This is a genomic window from Leifsonia sp. Root4 (assembly GCF_001425085.1).
GTDB lineage: Bacteria > Actinomycetota > Actinomycetes > Actinomycetales > Microbacteriaceae > Microterricola.
Window position 1 is genome coordinate 22,546 of the sequence record NZ_LMDN01000001.1, and the last position, 15,874, is coordinate 38,419.

21 protein-coding genes are annotated in these 15,874 nt (G+C 67.9%); 1 reads left to right on the forward strand and 20 read right to left on the reverse strand.

Features of this window, described 5'->3' with window-relative positions:
• Window positions 1-191: 191 nt before the first annotated feature.
• The 9 genes from ASC66_RS00085 to rpsB form a co-directional block, all read right to left on the reverse strand.
• Window positions 192-929: an alpha/beta hydrolase gene (locus ASC66_RS00085; protein ID WP_055833056.1), complete on the reverse strand. Its 738-nt coding sequence runs from the start codon at window positions 927-929 to the stop codon at window positions 192-194.
• Window positions 926-1,225: an Rv1322 family protein gene (locus ASC66_RS00090; RefSeq protein ID WP_055833058.1), complete on the reverse strand. Its 300-nt coding sequence runs from the start codon at window positions 1,223-1,225 to the stop codon at window positions 926-928. The genes ASC66_RS00085 and ASC66_RS00090 overlap by 4 nt, the downstream gene beginning before the upstream one ends.
• A 25-nt stretch (window positions 1,226-1,250) precedes the next feature.
• Entirely contained in the window at window positions 1,251-1,913 is a 663-nt protein-coding gene (locus tag ASC66_RS00095) for an aggregation-promoting factor C-terminal-like domain-containing protein (RefSeq protein WP_082491902.1), read from the reverse strand.
• A gap of 57 nt (window positions 1,914-1,970) precedes the next feature.
• The gene (locus ASC66_RS00100; RefSeq protein ID WP_055833061.1) at window positions 1,971-2,522 is read right to left on the reverse strand and encodes a DivIVA domain-containing protein; all 552 of its coding nucleotides are present in this window, start codon (window positions 2,520-2,522) and stop codon (window positions 1,971-1,973) included.
• 67 nt (window positions 2,523-2,589) lie between these two features.
• Window positions 2,590-3,609 carry a phosphatidate cytidylyltransferase gene (locus ASC66_RS00105; protein ID WP_200944661.1) on the reverse strand — a complete coding sequence of 340 codons (1,020 nt, stop codon included), beginning with the start codon at window positions 3,607-3,609 and terminating at the stop codon, window positions 2,590-2,592.
• Between the two features lie 9 nt (window positions 3,610-3,618).
• On the reverse strand, window positions 3,619-4,173 hold the full coding sequence (gene frr / locus ASC66_RS00110) for a ribosome recycling factor (RefSeq protein WP_055833064.1): 555 nt from the start codon (window positions 4,171-4,173) through the stop codon (window positions 3,619-3,621).
• Between the two features lie 41 nt (window positions 4,174-4,214).
• Window positions 4,215-4,931, reverse strand: a complete 717-nt coding sequence (gene pyrH / locus ASC66_RS00115; RefSeq protein WP_055833067.1) for a UMP kinase — start codon at window positions 4,929-4,931, stop codon at window positions 4,215-4,217.
• Window positions 4,932-5,039: 108 nt separating this feature from the next.
• Window positions 5,040-5,867 carry a translation elongation factor Ts gene (gene tsf / locus ASC66_RS00120; protein ID WP_055833070.1) on the reverse strand — a complete coding sequence of 276 codons (828 nt, stop codon included), beginning with the start codon at window positions 5,865-5,867 and terminating at the stop codon, window positions 5,040-5,042.
• Between the two features lie 11 nt (window positions 5,868-5,878).
• Window positions 5,879-6,796, reverse strand: coding sequence for a 30S ribosomal protein S2 (gene rpsB / locus ASC66_RS00125; RefSeq protein WP_055833073.1), 918 nt, complete (start codon window positions 6,794-6,796; stop codon window positions 5,879-5,881).
• Window positions 6,797-7,078: 282 nt separating this feature from the next.
• On the opposite strand from rpsB, the gene ASC66_RS00130 reads away from it, so the two are divergent.
• Window positions 7,079-7,639, forward strand: a complete 561-nt coding sequence (locus ASC66_RS00130) for a M23 family metallopeptidase (RefSeq protein WP_235496603.1) — start codon at window positions 7,079-7,081, stop codon at window positions 7,637-7,639.
• Window positions 7,640-7,678: 39 nt separating this feature from the next.
• On the opposite strand, the gene ASC66_RS00135 is transcribed toward ASC66_RS00130, so the two are convergent.
• From ASC66_RS00135 to rplS, 11 genes are all read right to left on the reverse strand, one after another.
• Window positions 7,679-8,611 carry a tyrosine recombinase XerC gene (locus ASC66_RS00135; RefSeq protein WP_055833075.1) on the reverse strand — a complete coding sequence of 311 codons (933 nt, stop codon included), beginning with the start codon at window positions 8,609-8,611 and terminating at the stop codon, window positions 7,679-7,681.
• Window positions 8,608-9,531, reverse strand: a complete 924-nt coding sequence (locus ASC66_RS00140) for a metallophosphoesterase (protein WP_055833077.1) — start codon at window positions 9,529-9,531, stop codon at window positions 8,608-8,610. Before ASC66_RS00140 ends, ASC66_RS00135 begins: the two co-directional genes overlap by 4 nt.
• A 75-nt stretch (window positions 9,532-9,606) precedes the next feature.
• A complete protein-coding gene (locus ASC66_RS00145) occupies window positions 9,607-10,029 on the reverse strand; it encodes a DUF1801 domain-containing protein (protein WP_055833079.1) in 423 nt (140 codons plus the stop codon).
• Between the two features lie 51 nt (window positions 10,030-10,080).
• Window positions 10,081-11,025 carry a DNA-processing protein DprA gene (gene dprA, locus ASC66_RS00150; RefSeq protein WP_055833081.1) on the reverse strand — a complete coding sequence of 315 codons (945 nt, stop codon included), beginning with the start codon at window positions 11,023-11,025 and terminating at the stop codon, window positions 10,081-10,083.
• 29 nt (window positions 11,026-11,054) lie between these two features.
• Window positions 11,055-11,372, reverse strand: coding sequence for a hypothetical protein (locus ASC66_RS18375; protein ID WP_055833082.1), 318 nt, complete (start codon window positions 11,370-11,372; stop codon window positions 11,055-11,057).
• 1 nt (window position 11,373) lies between these two features.
• The gene (locus ASC66_RS00160; RefSeq protein WP_157509565.1) at window positions 11,374-12,930 is read right to left on the reverse strand and encodes a YifB family Mg chelatase-like AAA ATPase; all 1,557 of its coding nucleotides are present in this window, start codon (window positions 12,928-12,930) and stop codon (window positions 11,374-11,376) included.
• A complete protein-coding gene (locus ASC66_RS00165; RefSeq protein WP_055833084.1) occupies window positions 12,927-13,313 on the reverse strand; it encodes a YraN family protein in 387 nt (128 codons plus the stop codon). The genes ASC66_RS00160 and ASC66_RS00165 overlap by 4 nt, the downstream gene beginning before the upstream one ends.
• Window positions 13,314-13,491: 178 nt before the next feature.
• Window positions 13,492-13,815: a DUF2469 family protein gene (locus tag ASC66_RS00170; RefSeq protein WP_055833087.1), complete on the reverse strand. Its 324-nt coding sequence runs from the start codon at window positions 13,813-13,815 to the stop codon at window positions 13,492-13,494.
• A 12-nt stretch (window positions 13,816-13,827) separates the two neighbouring features.
• Complete coding sequence (gene rnhB, locus ASC66_RS00175) at window positions 13,828-14,562, reverse strand: ribonuclease HII (protein ID WP_082491903.1); 735 nt, start codon at window positions 14,560-14,562, stop codon at window positions 13,828-13,830.
• Window positions 14,563-15,309: a signal peptidase I gene (lepB, locus tag ASC66_RS00180; protein WP_055833090.1), complete on the reverse strand. Its 747-nt coding sequence runs from the start codon at window positions 15,307-15,309 to the stop codon at window positions 14,563-14,565.
• A gap of 111 nt (window positions 15,310-15,420) precedes the next feature.
• A complete protein-coding gene (rplS, locus tag ASC66_RS00185; protein ID WP_055835991.1) occupies window positions 15,421-15,771 on the reverse strand; it encodes a 50S ribosomal protein L19 in 351 nt (116 codons plus the stop codon).
• Between the last annotated feature and the right edge of the window lie 103 nt (window positions 15,772-15,874).

The following is a 15,874-nucleotide window of genomic DNA, read 5'->3' on the forward strand; positions in this document are numbered from 1 at the left end:
GAAGCTGCAGCGTCGGCGGATCCGCTCACGGCTTCGCGTGCGTCGCTGCTCCTTCGTCGCGGCGCCGCTCCGAGGAACCAGCGCAGTGCATTCTCACGCTGGCTCGAGGGAGCAGCCGAGGAACGAGGCCGCCCCCGAAGCCCTGAGCATCCAGCGGGCGGGCGGGCGCGGGCGGTGGCGGAGGTGTGGGCTCAGCCCTGCCAGACCTCGGGCAGCGGGGCGGCTGCGGGGTTCACCGCGGAGACGATCTCGTTGAGCACGCGGCTCGTCTGCTTCTCCCCCACCCACAGGTGCTTTCCGCCTTCGACGGCGATGAGTCTGGCCTCTGGCGCGACGGCAAAGCGTTCGCTCGCCTCGACGGGGCGCAGGTAGTCATCGAACTCGGGCACGAGCACAACGAGAGGGACCGTTGCATCCGCCCACGCGGCGAGCTCGGCATCCGTCGCGCGGTGCAACGGCGGCGAGAGGAGGATCGCGCCGTCGATGGCGTGCTCCAGACCGTATTTGATGCTGAGCTCGGTGCCGAAGGACCAGCCGAGCAGCCACGGGTGCGGGAGTCCGCGTTCCGCGACGAACGCCATCGCGGCCGCGACATCGGCGCGCTCGTCGACGCCATCGCCGAATGATCCGTCGCTGGTTCCGCGCGGCGAACTCGTGCCACGCGTGTTGAAGCGCAGCACGGCGATGTCGGCGAGGGCCGGCAGGCGCGCTGCGGACTTGCGCAGGATGTGTGAGTCCATGAAGCCACCGGCCGTCGGCAGTGGGTGCAGCGTCACGAGGGTCGCGACGGGCTGGCGGTCGAGCGGCATGGCCAGTTCACCGACGAGCGTCAGGCCGTCGCTGGTGTGCAGCTCGACGTTCTCGCGCTTCGCGGGCAGCTCCATGCCACCGCGGATGGCCGTGCCGGGTGCGATCTCCGACGTCGTCATTTGAGCCTCCAACAGTGGTTGTGCCAGTGCCGGCGATCTGCCAGCGCTGCCTCGTCGCCCATCATGGCGTCAGCGCGCCATGCCACGACGTGGGCGATGCCGGGAGCGATGTCGAGGCGGCACCCCGGGCAGATGTAGCGCTTGCCGGACTGCGAACCGGTGACCGGTTGCACGAACCACTCCCCGTCACGCTTGTTCTCCGTGCGTTTCCAGCCGGCGAGGAGCCGACCCAGTCCGTTCTCATCGTCGTCCGGCTGCTCCGAGGCGCGGCGCGAAGGGCGATTGTTGCGGGGCATTCTTCCATTCTAGGCAGCGATGCGCCTAGTACCAGCCGGCGTCCTCCGAGTGAGCCCACGCACCGCACGGCGTGCCGTAGCGGCCGCCGATGTAGCCGAGTCCCCACTCGATCTGTGTGCCGGCGTTGGTCTCCCAGTCCGATCCTGCCGAGCTCATCTTGGAGCCGGGCAGGGACTGCGGGATGCCGTACGCACCGCTGGACGCGTTGTACGCGTTCACACGCCAACCGGATTCGCGGCTCCACAGCGCGACCAGGCAGTCGAACTCGCTCGAACCCCAACCCCGCGCGGCCACGGCATCCTGGGCGTAGGCCTGAGCGGATCCCGGGTCGGGGGAAATGGCCGGAGGCGCCCAGCCCGCGCTGGAAGCCGTCTCGACGACGGGTGGTGGTGGCGGCGGGGCGGGAGCCTCGGCCGAGAAGCTGTCGTGCACGATCGTCGTCTTGTAGTCGCCGGCGACGGAGACGGCCTGCGCCGGCTGACCGCCGAAGCGGTCGCCGAGCTGGAAGTACGGAGACGCGACGGCGCCGGAGTACGGGTCGACGATGTTGACCAGAACGAACGCGGCAGCCGCGGTGAAGGCGAAGGTGAACAGCGCTGCACGCCCACGGGTTCGGGGTCTGCGGTACGGCACCGCGACCGCAACAGCGGTGCGAACGGGCTCAATGGTGCCGGAATGTCTACCCACGATTCCTCGATGCTATCGGAGAACCGCGGAGCGGAGTGGGAGCAGTCACGGTGTGGCTCAGCGAACGGCCAACATCACGTCGACGACGGCGTCGAGGACGATGTCGACCTGCACCTCGCGGTATCCCCCGCGCTGTGGGCGGAACACGACGGTGCGGACATCGTCGACGGTGATCGGCGTGCCCTTCTCGAAGTACGAGGCCAGGCGACCGGTGAAGCGGTCGACATCGTCGACGCTGTAGCCGGTGGTCAGGAAACTGACGCGCTGGAAGCGGTGCTTGGCCGGGCGCGCGATCCGGTTCAGGATCTCCTGCGCACTGGTGCGGGCCTCCTGGAACCAGGCGGCATCACCCATCGACTGGGCGGCCTGGTCACGCTCACGCGCGGCGAAGGCGTCCTCGAGCCGCTCGAGCGCGGCGTCGACGTGTGCGGTCGAGTAGCCGTTCTTCTGCATGCCGAATGCGGTGCGACGGATGCCGTCGGCCGTCAGAACAGTGCCGGCAGGGGCTGTGCCGTCATAGACGGCACGCGCTGTGCGCAGAAACTCCTCGACCTGTTCGATCTTGTAGCCGAGTTTCGGGCGGCGTGCCCGGGGAAAGGTCGTACTCACCGATCTCTTCTCCTCAATCTGTGCGCCGGTTCGGCGACTGTGGGTGCGGCGATGCAGTGGGCGGTCATCACGCGAAAATCAGGTAGAACACGAAGGCAACCGCCGCCGACGGCAGGATCGAATCCAGTCGGTCGAGGAAGCCGCCGTGCCCCGGAAGCCAGGAGCTCATGTCCTTGATGCCGATGTCGCGCTTGATCAGCGACTCGGCGAGATCGCCGAGGGTGGCGCTGAGCAGGATGGCGACACCGAAGATGAGCCCGAACCACCACGGCTGATCGAGCATGAAGAGCCCGAGCAGCACACCGGCGACGATCGTCGCGACGGCGGCGCCCGCGAAACCCTCCCAGGTCTTCTTCGGGCTGATGACGGGTGCCATCGGGTGCTTGCCGAACATCAGGCCACTGGCGTACGCACCGGTGTCCGCGGCGATCACGACGATCAGGAAGGCGAGCGTCCACCACTCGCCACCGTCTTGGCCGACGAGCACCACGGCGAAACTGGCCAGGAAGGTGACGTAGATCTGCACGAAAACCGCTGCGCCCAGATCGGGCAGCACGGCTGACGCCGGGGTGCGCAGGCGCGCGTTCGCCTGTTCGCCCAGTCTCCAGAGCACCACGAAGAGTGTTCCGAGCATGATCGACACCCACTGGCCGGCCGCTCCGCCGTAGAACGCGGCAGGAACGACGGCGACGGCGGCGATGACCGTGGGAACGCGCGGAACGCGGAAACCTCCAAGGCGCAGCGCGGAGGCGAACTCGTAGCTGGCGAAGAGCACGAGCACAGCGGCGAAGATCATGAAGATCTCTTTGACGACGATCAGGCTGAACACCGTGACCGCGCCGAGCGCGAGACCGATGAGTATCGCCAGCACGAGGTTGCGGCCGGTGCGCGCCTTGATGCGCTCGTTTGTGGCATCCAGATGCGCCCGCGCCTCGTCGAAGCCTCGCTCGATGTCGGCTCTCGTGGCGTGCGCCTGCGCGCGCAGTTCGGCCTTGGTGGCCTTCATCTGCGCGCGCAACTCGGCTTTCGCCCCTCGACCCTGCATCTCGCCATCAGGCGTCGGGTCGGCATCCGGAACTTTCTGCATGGGAAGCCCCTAGACCTCGAGCAGTTCGGCTTCCTTGCGCTTCAGAGCGTCGTCGATGGCGTCGACGTGGCTCTTCGTCACGGCCTCGAGCTCCTTCTCGCCACGTGCGACCTCGTCGTCTCCGACCTCGCTCTTCAGCGCGTCGAGCTCGTCCTTGGCCTTGCGACGGATGTTGCGCACGGCAACCTTGGCGTCTTCCGCCTTGGTGCGCACGATCTTGACGAACTCCTTGCGGCGTTCCTCGGTGAGCTCGGGAAGTGTCACCCGGATGACGTTGCCATCGTTGGAGGGGTTCGCACCCAGGTTCGGGGCGTTGCGCAGGGCCTGCTCGATGTCGCGCAGCGCGCCCTTGTCGTAGGGGGTCACGAGAAGCGTGCGGGCTTCGGGGTTCGCCAGAGAGGCCAGCTGTGCCAGCGGGGTCGGCGTTCCGTAGTAGTCGACCATGATCTTCTGGAAGAGCTGAGGGTTGGCACGCCCGGTACGGATGCTGGAGAAGTCGTCCTTGGCGACCTCAACAGCTTTGCTCATACGGGTGGCGGCATCGGACAGGGCATCCGCGATCACGGCGACTCCTTCAGGTAATGGTGGTTCAAGCTTAGTTGTTGTCAGTTGCTGACGATGGTGCCGAGGTCGGCACCGAGGATGGCGGCGGTGACGTTGCCCTCCGGCGCCATTCCGAATACCTGCATCGGCATTCCGTTGTCCATGCACAGGCTGAACGCCGTCGAGTCGACCACCTTGAGACCGCTCTGCAGCGCCTCCTGGTAGGTGATGCGGTCGATCTTGTGCGCGTCGGGGTTCGTGCGGGGGTCGTCGGAGTAGACGCCGTCGACGCCGTTCTTGGCCACGAGCACGATCTCTGCGTCGATCTCGAGGGCGCGCTGGGCGGCCACGGTGTCGGTCGAGAAGTAGGGCAGACCGGCGCCGGCACCGAAGATGACGACACGGCCCTTCTCCAGGTGGCGCTCCGCGCGGCGCGGGATGTACTGCTCGGCGACCTGGGTCATCGAGATCGCGGACTGCACGCGGGTCTCCGCGCCGGCCTGCTCCAGGAAGTCCTGCAACGCGAGGGCGTTCATGACGGTTCCGAGCATGCCCATGTAGTCGGCGCGCCCACGGTCCATGCCGCGCTGAGAGAGTTCTGCTCCGCGGAAGAAGTTTCCACCACCGACGACGATGGCGACCTCGACGGATTTCGCGGCCTCTGCGATCTCGCGGGCGAGCCCGCTGACGACATCCGGGTTCACGCCCAGAGAACCGCCGCCGAATGCCTCACCCGAGAGCTTGAGAAGAACCCTGCGCTTCTTTTCCGTCGTTGTCATTCGAGTGGATCCTTCCAGAGGGGTTTTCTAAAACTTAGTCGTTGCGCTGTGCCAGTGCACAGAAAAGGAGTCCGGACCACAATGTGATCCGGACTCCTCCATGGCGTATTAGGCGCCGGCCTTGAAACGGGCGAAGCCCGTGATGTTCAGACCGGAGTCCTCGACAACCTTCTTGACCTGGATCTTGCTGTCGCGAGCGTAGTCCTGCTCGAGAAGCGCGACCTGCTTGAAGAACGCGGTGAGGCGGCCTTCAACGATCTTCGGGAGAGCCGCTTCCGGCTTGCCCTCGTTGCGGCTGATCTCGGTGACGATCTCGCGCTCCTTCTCGACGATGTCGGTCGGAACCTCGTCGCGAGTCAGGTACTGCGGGTCGAACATCGCGATGTGCTGAGCGATCGCACGAGCGGTCTCGGCGTCGTCACCGCTGTAGGAGACGACAACACCGATCTGCGGCGGCAGGTCCTTGGACGTGCGGTGCAGGTAGACGGCAACAGCGTCGCCGGTGAGGGCTGCGACGCGGCGCAGCTCCACCTTCTCGCCGAGCGTTGCGGCCTGCTGGTCGATCAGGTCGGCAACGGTGGAACCGTCGACCGGAGCCGCGAGGCCCTCTTCGACGGTCGTGGCGCCCGCGGCTGCAACAGCCTCGAGGACCTGCTCGGACAGCGCGATGAACTTGTCGTTCTTCGCAACGAAGTCGGTCTCGCAGGCGAGCTCGATCATCGTGACAGCGCCCGGCGTCTCCTTGACGGCGATGAGGCCCTCGCTGGTGGAACGGTCGGCACGCTTGGCGTTGCCCTTTGCGCCCTTGAGACGGAGGATCTCGGTCGCCTTCGCGACGTCGCCGTCTGCCTCAACCAGAGCGTTCTTGGTGTCGGTCATGCCGGTACCGAGCTGCTCGCGCAGCGCCTTCAGGTCGGCAATGTTGAAGTTAGCCATCCGGAAATCCCTTACTTGGTCTCGGCGGCTGCGTCTTCCGCAGCAACCTCGGCGACGACAGCGGCAACTTCGCCCTCGACGAAGTCGGCTTCGACGGCGGCAAGTGCGACGTCGGCAACCTTCTCGGTCTCGGCGGAGGACTGCGCAGGAGTGGTCTCGTCTGCAGCGGTCTCAGAAGCCTGGAGAAGCTCGGCTTCCCATGCGGCGAGAGGCTCAACCTCTGCACCCTCTTCGGGCTTCTGGTGGCGCTGGATCAGGCCCTCGGCTGCTGCGTCGGCGATGATGCGCGTGAGCAGACCGACGGAGCGGATGGCGTCGTCGTTGCCCGGGATCGGGTACTGGACTTCGTCCGGGTCGCAGTTGGTGTCAAGGATGCCGATGACGGGGATGCCGAGCTTGCGCGCCTCGTCAATGGCGAGGTGCTCCTTCTTGGTGTCGACAACCCAGAGAGCCGAAGGCGTCTTGGTCAGGTTGCGGATACCACCGAGCGACTTGTGCAGCTTGGCGAGCTCGCGCTTCTTGATCAGGAGTTCCTTCTTGGTGAAACCCTTGGTGGTGTCGTCGAAGTCGAGCTCCTCGAGCTCCTTCATACGAGCGAGGCGCTTGCTGACCGTCTGGAAGTTGGTGAGCAGACCGCCGAGCCAACGCTGGTTGACGTAGGGCTGGCCGACGCGCTGAGCCTGCTCGGCGATGGAGCCCTGAGCCTGCTTCTTGGTTCCGACGAAGAGGATGGTGCCACCGTGGGCAACCGTCTCCTTGACGTAGTCATAGGTGCGGTCGATGTAGGTGAGCGACTGCTGGAGGTCGATGATGTGGCTGCCCGAGCGCTCCGTGAGGATGAAGCGCTTCATCTTCGGGTTCCAACGGCGGGTCTGGTGCCCGAAGTGCACGCCGCTGTCGAGCAGCTGGCGAATAGTTACGACGGCCATGAGGCGGTCTCCTTGTTCTCGGTTTCAGCGATGATCGGTCGATCACCGCTCCTGGTGCCCAGCACACGACCGACCCGCTTCTCACGAAGTAAGGACCGAAGGGAAGTGTTGCCTGATGGGCACGCGTAGTCAGCGCACACAGCACTGCTCACGAAAGTCTAACAGCTCCGCGCGCCCTCACTTGCAGCACGGCTCTTGTGCACATCGTGCTGGCTCAACGGGGTTTTCCACCGTTCTCAGAAGGAACAGCGCGGTTCACGCGCCGGCCGGCACGCTGGATCCATGACGATGATCGGCTGCCGCACGCTGCTCGGCTCACTCTGCGCCGCGACCGCCGCGGTGGCGCTGCTCGCCGGAACCGCTGCGAGCAGCGCTGCGGAGAAGGGCGGCCCTGCTCAGACCAGCACTGCAGACACGAGCTCCGCGGATGCCGGCGGCGACTGGAGCTGGCCGCTGGCCGCGCCCCGCGCCGTGCTGCGGCCCTTCCAGGCACCAGCCACCCGGTACAGCGCCGGCCACCGCGGCATCGACATCGAGGCCGATGCCGGTACCGAACTGTTCGCGCCGGCCGACGGCGTCGTGCACTTCTCGGGGCGCGTGGTCGACCGCTCCGTTCTCTCAATTCGGCACAACAGCGATCTGCTGAGCTCCTATGAGCCCATCGACAGTTCCCTCGCCGCCGGTGATCCGGTCGTGCGCGGCCAGAGCATCGGCGTCGTCGCGCACGGAGGGCACTGCGACGGCGGCTGCATGCACTTCGGGGTGCGCCTGCACGGCGAGTACGTCTCGCCGATGCTGCTCTTCGGCGGCATCCCGCGCGCGGTGCTGCTGCCGCTCGGCTGAGACAGGCCCGCTCAGGCAGCCCCGCTCGGTCAGTGCCGCTCAGGCCCGGGGGTGTGCGGTGCGGTAGCTCTCCTTGAGGCGTTCCGTCGAGACGTGCGTGTAGATCTGCGTCGTGCCGAGGCTGGCGTGCCCGAGCAGCTCCTGCACTGCGCGCAGGTCCGCTCCCCCGTCGAGCAGGTGGGTTGCGGCGGTGTGGCGGAGCGCGTGCGGGCCCGACGGCCCGCCGCCCGGCATCTCGGCCAGGAGCCGCGCAACGAGGGAGTACACGGCCCGGGTGCCGAGCCGGCCACCCCGCGCGCCGATGAACAAGGCCTTCGCCGACGCGCCCGCTCCGCGGGACAGCAGGGCCGGCCGGCCGCTGCTCAGGTAGCCGCTCAGAGCAGAGAGGGCGGGCACGCCGAACGGCACCACCCGTTCCTTGCCACCCTTGCCGACGACACGCACGGTGAGCCGGTCCAGATCGAGCGCGTCGACGTCGAGCCCGACCAGCTCGGAGACACGCAGCGCCGAGGCGTAGAGCAGCTCGATCACGGCGACATCGCGCAGCGCAAGCGGCCGCTGATCCGGGTCTGCCGCCGCCGCCCGTGCGGCGAGCCCGGCCAGGATCTCGCTCATCTGTGTCTCTGCCATGACACGCGGCAGGGCACGGCCCGGTTTGGGCGCCCGCAAGCGGATCCCCGGATCGTGCTCGGCCTCGCCGGTTCGCGCGAGCCAGGCCGTGAATCCTCGGGCCGACGCCGCATGTCTGGCGATGCTGGCGCGGGCCAGCCCCGCCTCGGTTCCCGCCCACAGCCAGTCCCGCAGCAGCTCCAGGTCGATGGCGGTCGCCTCGGAAATGCCCCGGCTCTCGGCAAAGCCGGCCAGGGCGCCAAGGTCTCGCCGATAGGCCCGCTCGGTGTTGGGCGAGAAGCCGCGCTCGACCCGGAGGTAGAGGGCGTAGCGCTCGATCGCCGCGTCGAAACCGGCGCTCACGCCACCCCGTCCGGCTTACGCCCGAACACCTCGAGCCGTTCCGCGGCGCTCAGCTGCTCCATCCGGCTCAGGAAATCGGCGTCGAAGTGGGCGACGACCGGAGCGGGTGCCAGTGGAACGACAGAGTGCACGACGCGATCGGCGTAGACGTGCACGAGGCTGAACGACTGGCCGCCGTCGACGCCCATGAGGTTCCGGTCGGGTGCAGCGACATCCATCGTGTAGCACGTGGCCGGTGCGACAGAGACGGGGATGCCCGCGAAGAGGCTGGTGCTTGCGTAGTGCAGGTGGCCACCGAGGATGGCGCGGATGTCGCTGCCCTCGATGACGGCGGCCAGCTCCTGCTGTTGCTGCAGCTCGAGGATCGTCATCGCCGCGAGCGGTGTCGGAATCGGCGGGTGGTGCAGCGCGAGGATGCTGCCGTGCGGGGCCGGCGTGCTGAGCACCTCGGCCAGCCAGTCGAGCTGCTCACGGGTGATCTCGCCGTGGTGATAGCCAGGGACCGTGCTGTCGATGGTGATGATGCGGAGGCCCCGCACCATGTCGACGCGGTCGATGGGAGCGCTGTCCGGCGGGCTGTCGAGCAGTTCGCGCCGGAATCGAACCCGCTCGTCGTGGTTGCCCATCACCCAGACCAGCGTCGCCCCGAGCTCCTCCGCCACGGGCTCGACGAGGCCGCGCACACGCCGATACGCGTCCTCCTCTGCGAGGTCGGCGATGTCGCCGGTGAAGACCATGGCGTCCAGGCGCACGCCGAGTGCCCGCAACCGCTGCAGCGCGCGTGCAACGGTCGCATCCGTGTCAACCGTGCCGTACAGGGCACGAACACGACCGTCCGGGTCGGCTCCGAGGAAGTGGGTATCGCTGAGGTGCGCGATCACGTACTCAGCGGGCGGATACTGCCCGAGACTGCCGGTCATGAATTCTCCTTCGACGCCCCAACACTACGACGGCGCTCGGACATGCCGCGGCCGACACCAGCAGCACGGGCGCGCTCAGACGGCCTGCGATCGCGACTCGGCGAGGGAGAGCTCCAGCAGCTCGCGGAGCGCACTGCGGTCCACCCCCGTCAGGCGGGTGAGGTAGAGGCACACCGTGCTCGCACGATGCTTTCCGAGCCTGGCGACGAGATCCGGCCAGCGCTCCGCGAAATCGTTGGCGAGGTAGATCGTGTGCTTCGTGGGGCCGGGCGCGAAGGCGAGCAGCGGCGAACGACCACCGCGCCCACTCTCGTAGCGGTACTCGTACTCGCCGAAACCGATGATGCGGCCCGCCCACACGACGGGCTCCTCGCCACTGACGTCGCCGAGCAGTGCGAGCAGCTCGTCGGCCTCGTCGCGCCTCGGTCCCGTCGCACGGTCGAGCACGACCTCGACCGGCAGATCGGACGGTGTCATCGCGGGGGCTTTGTCTGCCATCAGATCTCCTTGCGATCATGCTGGGATCCAGCGTACGTCGACGCCACTACCCTACGACCTCGCTCCGACGCAGCGCATCCAGCCGTGCTCTCCGCTTCTGACCCTGCCCTCCAGCTCGAGCGCACCGAGCGCGGTGATCACCGCGACCGGCGAGAGTCCGCTGCGCACTGCGATGTCGTTCACCTCCCTCCCGCTCCGCGTGCTGAGCGCATCGAGCACGCGCAGCTGCTCCGGGTTCGATGCATCGCCGCCATCCGCTCCCGCACCGTCGAGCCCGCCGTCCGTGTCCGCGTACACATCGACCAGCTCAGCCATCTCCGCAGCATTCGTGACGCAGCGCGCGTCGAAGTCGCGCAACAGGCGGTGGCAGCCCGCGGATGCCGGGCTCGTCACCGGTCCAGGCACCGCGCCCAGTGGCCGGCCGGCCGCCGCGGCGTGGCCCGCCGTGTTCAGCGATCCGGAGCGGTGCCCGGCCTCGAGCACCACCGTGGCCTGGCTGGACGTCGCTATCAACCGATTCCGTTGCAGAAACCGCCAGCGCGTCGGCGCTGCGCCGCACGGAAGCTCCGAGATGACCGCACCGGTCTCGACGATGCGCGTGAGCAGCGCATCGTGCCCGCTCGGGTAGAAGCGGTCGAGCCCACCCGCCAGGAACGCCACGGTCACGCCGCTGCTGGCGATGGCGGCTCTGTGCACCATGCCGTCGATCCCGTAGGCCGCGCCGGACACGATGGCGAAGCCGCGGTCGACGAGCCCGGCCGATGCCTCCATCGCGACGTGCTCGCCGTAGCCGGTCGCAGCCCGCGCGCCGACCAGGGCGACGGAACGAGCCATCGCGGTCATCGACTCCTCCCGGCCGCGCCACCACAGGGCGATCGGGGCGTGCACGCCCAGATCGTCGACGCCGAGCGGCCACTCGGCGTCGCCGGAAACGGCGAGGCGACAGCCGATGCGTGTCGCGCTCTGCAGGGCGCGCACCGCCGCCGCGGAGTTCACACGCGGGCGCCAGCGTGCCAGTGCCGAGCCTATCTCGTGCGCCAGCGTGCCAGTGCCGAGCCTATCTCGTGCGCCAGCGCGTCGCGCCCGGCGCGTGCCGCGGGATCGACGGCCTCCGCAATGCGCTCCGTCGGCCACTGCTCGATGAGGGCGCTCAAGGCCGTCGCCGCGCCGAGGGCGGCGACGAGCAGGCCGGCACCGCGATCACCGGGTTCGGCGATGCCCGTCCAGGCCGCGCGGGCGAAGAGCTCCGCGTCATCCGCCGACGGGGACGGCTCGGCGGCCGCCGATCGGAGCGGCGCGATCAACGCGCGCAGCTCCGTGGCGTTCAATCCGAATTCGGGCATCTCAGATTCCCCTCCTCAGGTACAGCGCCTGCGCGATGTGTTCGGCTGTCGGCATGAGCGCGCCCTCGATGTCGGCGATCGACCACGCGACACGGAGCACACGGTCGTAGCCACGCATCGTCACGCCGCCGCGTTCCAGGGCCCGGTCGAGCGCGATCATCGCCTGGAGGGATGGCCGGCGTTCTCTGGCGCGCAGCCACTCCCCCGGAACCTCGTTGTTCAGGCGCCATGGCGTGCCGCCGAGGCGCTCGGTCGAGCTCGCTCGTGCCCGCTCAACCGCGCTGCGCGCGCGTGCACTGTCGATCGAGGCGCCGTCGGCTTCGCCCGCGCGCTGCTGCGCGACTCGGAGGTGGGCGGCCGTGACTCGCTGCACGCGCAGCTGGATGTCGACCCGGTCTAGCAGCGGCCCAGACAAGCGGGCGAGATAGCGCCTGCGGGTATTCGGAGGGCAGGCACAGTCGCCACCCTCGACGCCGAACTGCCCGCACGGGCACGGATTCGCCGCCAGCAGCAGCTGGAACCTGGCCGGAAAATGTGCGACGGCATTGGCCCGGTGGATGCTGATCACTCCGGTCTCCAGCGGCTGTCGCAGAGCATCGAGCACGGCCGTCTGGAACTCCGGCGCCTCGTCGAGGAACAAGACGCCGTGGGCTGCCCGCACCGCGGCACCGGGGCGGATCACGCCGGAGCCGCCGCCGACCATCGCCGCCGCCGTCGCTGTGTGATGCGGACTCTCGATCGGCGGTCGGTTGCTGAGCGCGGCGCCGACGGTGAGCCCGCTGAGCGAACGGATGCTGCTCACCTCCAGTGCCGCCTCGTCATCGAGATCCGGCAACAGCCCGGGCAGACGATCGGCCAGCATCGTCTTGCCCGCGCCGGGCGGGCCGAGCAGGAAGGCGTGGTGGCCGCCGACCGCAGCCACCTGCAGCGCGAACACCGCCGCATCCTGACCGACCACATCGGCGATGTCCGGGTGGTGCCTCTGGCCGTCCTCCGGAACGCCGGCCGGCCCGGCGATCGCCTCGATCGGTACGGCCTCGAAGTTTCCGCCGTGCCAGATCGCGGCATCCCGCAGGCCGGCCATGCCGATCACCCGCACCCCGGGAACCAGCGCCGCCTCGGCCACATTCGCGCTCGGCACCATCACGGCGCCGACGCCCGCGCGGTGGGCCGCGATGACGGCCGGCAGCACACCGGCGACCGGACGCAATCGCCCGTCGAGTGCCAGCTCCCCGATGTGCACGACGCGTTCGACGGACGCTCCGTCGACGTCGCCGGCCGCGGCCAGGCAGGCGAGAGCGATCGCGAGATCGAAGCCGCTGCCGTGTTTGGGCAGGGAGGCCGGCGACAGGTTCACGGTGATCGCATTCGCCGACAGCGGGATCCCGGAGTTCGTCGCGGCCGCCCGCACGCGGTGCGTCGCCTGCTGCAGAGCCGTGTCCGGCAAGCCGATGAGCACGATCCTCGGCAGCTGCGCCGAGATGTCTGCCTCGACCTCGACGATGGCGCCGCTCAGCCCGAGCAGCGCGACGGCCCTCGTGCGGCCGACGATCCTCACGCGTGCACCCCCTCGAGGTGCTCGATCCGCGGAACCTCACCGATCGGTGCCAGAATGCCGATGACGTCGAGACGCACTGACCCCCGAGCCTGTGGGCGGGCCTCGCACCAGAGCCGGGCGAGCACGTGCATCCGCCGCAGTTTGGCCACGGTGATGGCCTCGAACGGATGCCCGAACGCCGCGCTCGTGCGGGTCTTCACCTCCACGAAGACGAGCACGCCATCCCTGGAGGCGACGACGTCGATCTCGCCGTGCCGACAGCGCCAATTGCGCTCGAGCACGCGGTAACCCTGCGCCTCCAGGTAGCGCACGGCCTGTTGCTCGCCGAATCGCCCCAGACGCTGACTCTCGCGCTCAGCCGTAGTCCGCCCCGGATCAGCCATGGAACACCTCCACGGCCAACTGTGACGCTACAGCGGGGCGCCGAACGGGGCGCGCCGAAGCCTGTGGACTGTGCCTACCGGAGGAGCGGCTGTGCACAACAGACGCGTGCATAACAGATCCGTGCACCACGGATCCGTGCACAACAGACGGTGGGCCGCACTCGGCCGCACCGGCGTGCTACTCGTCGAGCGCGAGTTCCTTGGGCAGCTCGAACTCCTTGGTGGCGAGCTCCTCGATGTTGACGTCCTTGAACGTCAGCACGCGCACCGACTTGACGAAGCGGTCGGAACGGTAGACATCCCACACCCAGACGTCCTTCATCGTCAGCTCGAAGTAGAAGTCGTGCTCGGTGTCCCGGCGCACGAGGTCAACCTCATTGGCCAGGTAAAAGCGTCGTTCCGTCTCGACGACGTACTGGAACTGCGCCACAATATCGCGGTACTCGCGGTAGAGCGCCAGCTCGACCTCGCGGTCGTAGTCCTCGAATTCGTCTTCATCCATGGTGTTTCAATCCTAGTCCGCGCCGTCGGCCCGAAGCGCATCGAAGACACCAGGCGCCACGAGGGTGCCTGCCGAAACGGGGGCATCTGGCGCAACGGGGGCGGGCGCCTCGCTCTTGATCCACGTGACCCGGTGCACCGGCGTCGCGCCGTGCTCGGCGATCGCCGCCATGTGCGTGGGGCTGCCGTAACCCTTGTTGCCCACCCAGCCGTAGTGCGGGTATTCCTCGTGCAGATCGATCATGATCTTGTCGCGGTGCACCTTGGCGATCACGGATGCCGCGGCAACCGAAGCGCAATCCCGATCGGCCTTCACCCGCATCTGCACCGGCAGCGGTGAACCCAGCGCCGGATTCAGCCAGTCCTGCGAGCCATCGAGCAGCACGGTGCTGGCCGCGATGTCCGCGCCGCTCGCGTGCAGCGCGAGCAGGGCACGCTTGCCTGCGAGACCGAGGCAGGCGGTGATGCCGAGCGCATCGACCTCTGCCGCAGAGGCCTCGCCGACCGCGGAGTACAGCACCCACTCCGCGGCGAGGGGAGCGAGCGCCTCACGGCGCTTCTCGCTCAGCATCTTGGAGTCGCGCAGTCCCTCGGGAATGCCGCCGATCCGCGCATCGACGATCGCCATGCCGACGGCGACGGGGCCGGCCATCGCGCCTCGCCCGACCTCGTCACAGCCGATCACGTACCGGACGCCGCTGGCGAAGAGGGCGTTCTCGACATCCAGGCTCGGCTCGGCGACAGCCACCTACTCGCCGCCCTCTGGGATGCCGGCGAAGACGCCGGAGTAGTTGTCGAGCCAGGCCCAGTGCGCGACCGGCCAGCTCACGACGAAGGCACGGCCGACCACGTTGTCGATCGGCACGAATCCCCGGCCGGGGGTGTCGCCGTTGTAGCGGGAATCCTTGGAGTTGTAGCGGTTGTCGCCCATCACCCAGAGCGAACCATCCGGAACCGTCTCATCGAACTCGTCGCGCGACACCGTGCTCTCGCCGGCCGGCAGGGTGACATACGGGGATTCATCGAGAGGGACGCCGTTCACGCTCATCTGGCCGAGCGCGTTGCAGCACACGACGTGGTCGCCGGGCAGGCCGATGACGCGCTTGATGAGGTGGTCGTTGCTGTCCGGAGCGGACAGGCCGACGACCGAGAGCAGCCAGTCGACGCTGGCCACGATCGGGTTCTGTTCGATCGGCACAGCAGGCGGCAACCATCCGCCCGGGTCGCGGAAGACGACGACGTCGCCGCGTTCGATCGGCACGAGCTCGGGAATGAGCTGGTTGACGATGATGCGGTCGTGCACCTGCAGCGTCTCGCGCATCGATTCGGACGGAATGAAGAACGAGCGGATCAGGAACGTCTTGACGACGAAGGAGACGACGATCGCGATCACGAAGATGATGAGCAGATCGCGTAGGAACAAGAGGAACCCGCGCTTGCGCGCGCTTCGACGCGGCTTGCGGTCGCGGCGCAGCTCCTGGTCTGTGTCAGTCATTGCCGCCCGTTGTCGAATGTGTTGTGGTCATTGCGAGTTCTTGCCCGTTAAAGGGCTTGAGCCCCCCGCCCCAGTCTAGGGGCGGGGAGCTCAAGCAGAGAGGTGCGAGACTTAGGAGAAGTCGCGCTTCTCCTTGATCTTCGCCTTCTTGCCGCGGAGTTCGCGGAGGTAGTACAGCTTGGCGCGACGCACGTCACCGCGGGTCACAACCTCGATCCGCTCGATGACCGGGGAGTGCACCGGGAAGGTACGCTCGACGCCGACCTGGAAGCTGATCTTGCGAACCGCGAAGGTTTCGCGCACACCGTCGCCGGAGCGGCCGATGACGACGCCCTGGAAGATCTGAACACGCGAGCGCGTGCCTTCGATGATGTTGACGTGCACCTTGACAGTGTCACCGGCGCGGAAGTCGGGGATGTCCGACTTGAGGGATGCTGCATCGACTGCGTCGAGGATCTGCATGATGTTCGCTCTCTGTGCCCGCCACCGGTCGAACACTGAATAGTTTTCGGTAAGAAGTTGTGTTGCTGCTCGCTCACACTCGAGAGTGTGTCGCTGGCTCCCC

What these genes read in the sequence shown, in the direction of transcription:
- ASC66_RS00105 (WP_200944661.1), bottom strand. Translation starts at nt 3,609, where the DNA reads ATGCAGAAAGTTCCGGATGCCGACCCGACGCCTGATGGCGAGATGCAG.
- rplS (WP_055835991.1), bottom strand. Translation starts at nt 15,771, where the DNA reads ATGCAGATCCTCGACGCAGTCGATGCAGCATCCCTCAAGTCGGACATC.
- rpsB (WP_055833073.1), bottom strand. Translation starts at nt 6,796, where the DNA reads ATGGCCGTCGTAACTATTCGCCAGCTGCTCGACAGCGGCGTGCACTTC.
- ASC66_RS00165 (WP_055833084.1), bottom strand. Translation starts at nt 13,313, where the DNA reads ATGGCTGATCCGGGGCGGACTACGGCTGAGCGCGAGAGTCAGCGTCTG.
- ASC66_RS00085 (WP_055833056.1), bottom strand. Translation starts at nt 929, where the DNA reads ATGACGACGTCGGAGATCGCACCCGGCACGGCCATCCGCGGTGGCATG.
- ASC66_RS18375 (WP_055833082.1), bottom strand. Translation starts at nt 11,372, where the DNA reads ATGCCCGAATTCGGATTGAACGCCACGGAGCTGCGCGCGTTGATCGCG.
- ASC66_RS00130 (WP_235496603.1), top strand. Translation starts at nt 7,079, where the DNA reads ATGACGATGATCGGCTGCCGCACGCTGCTCGGCTCACTCTGCGCCGCG.
- tsf (WP_055833070.1), bottom strand. Translation starts at nt 5,867, where the DNA reads ATGGCTAACTTCAACATTGCCGACCTGAAGGCGCTGCGCGAGCAGCTC.
- pyrH (WP_055833067.1), bottom strand. Translation starts at nt 4,931, where the DNA reads ATGACAACGACGGAAAAGAAGCGCAGGGTTCTTCTCAAGCTCTCGGGT.
- ASC66_RS00140 (WP_055833077.1), bottom strand. Translation starts at nt 9,531, where the DNA reads ATGACCGGCAGTCTCGGGCAGTATCCGCCCGCTGAGTACGTGATCGCG.
- ASC66_RS00170 (WP_055833087.1), bottom strand. Translation starts at nt 13,815, where the DNA reads ATGGATGAAGACGAATTCGAGGACTACGACCGCGAGGTCGAGCTGGCG.
- ASC66_RS00090 (WP_055833058.1), bottom strand. Translation starts at nt 1,225, where the DNA reads ATGCCCCGCAACAATCGCCCTTCGCGCCGCGCCTCGGAGCAGCCGGAC.
- lepB (WP_055833090.1), bottom strand. Translation starts at nt 15,309, where the DNA reads ATGACTGACACAGACCAGGAGCTGCGCCGCGACCGCAAGCCGCGTCGA.
- ASC66_RS00145 (WP_055833079.1), bottom strand. Translation starts at nt 10,029, where the DNA reads ATGGCAGACAAAGCCCCCGCGATGACACCGTCCGATCTGCCGGTCGAG.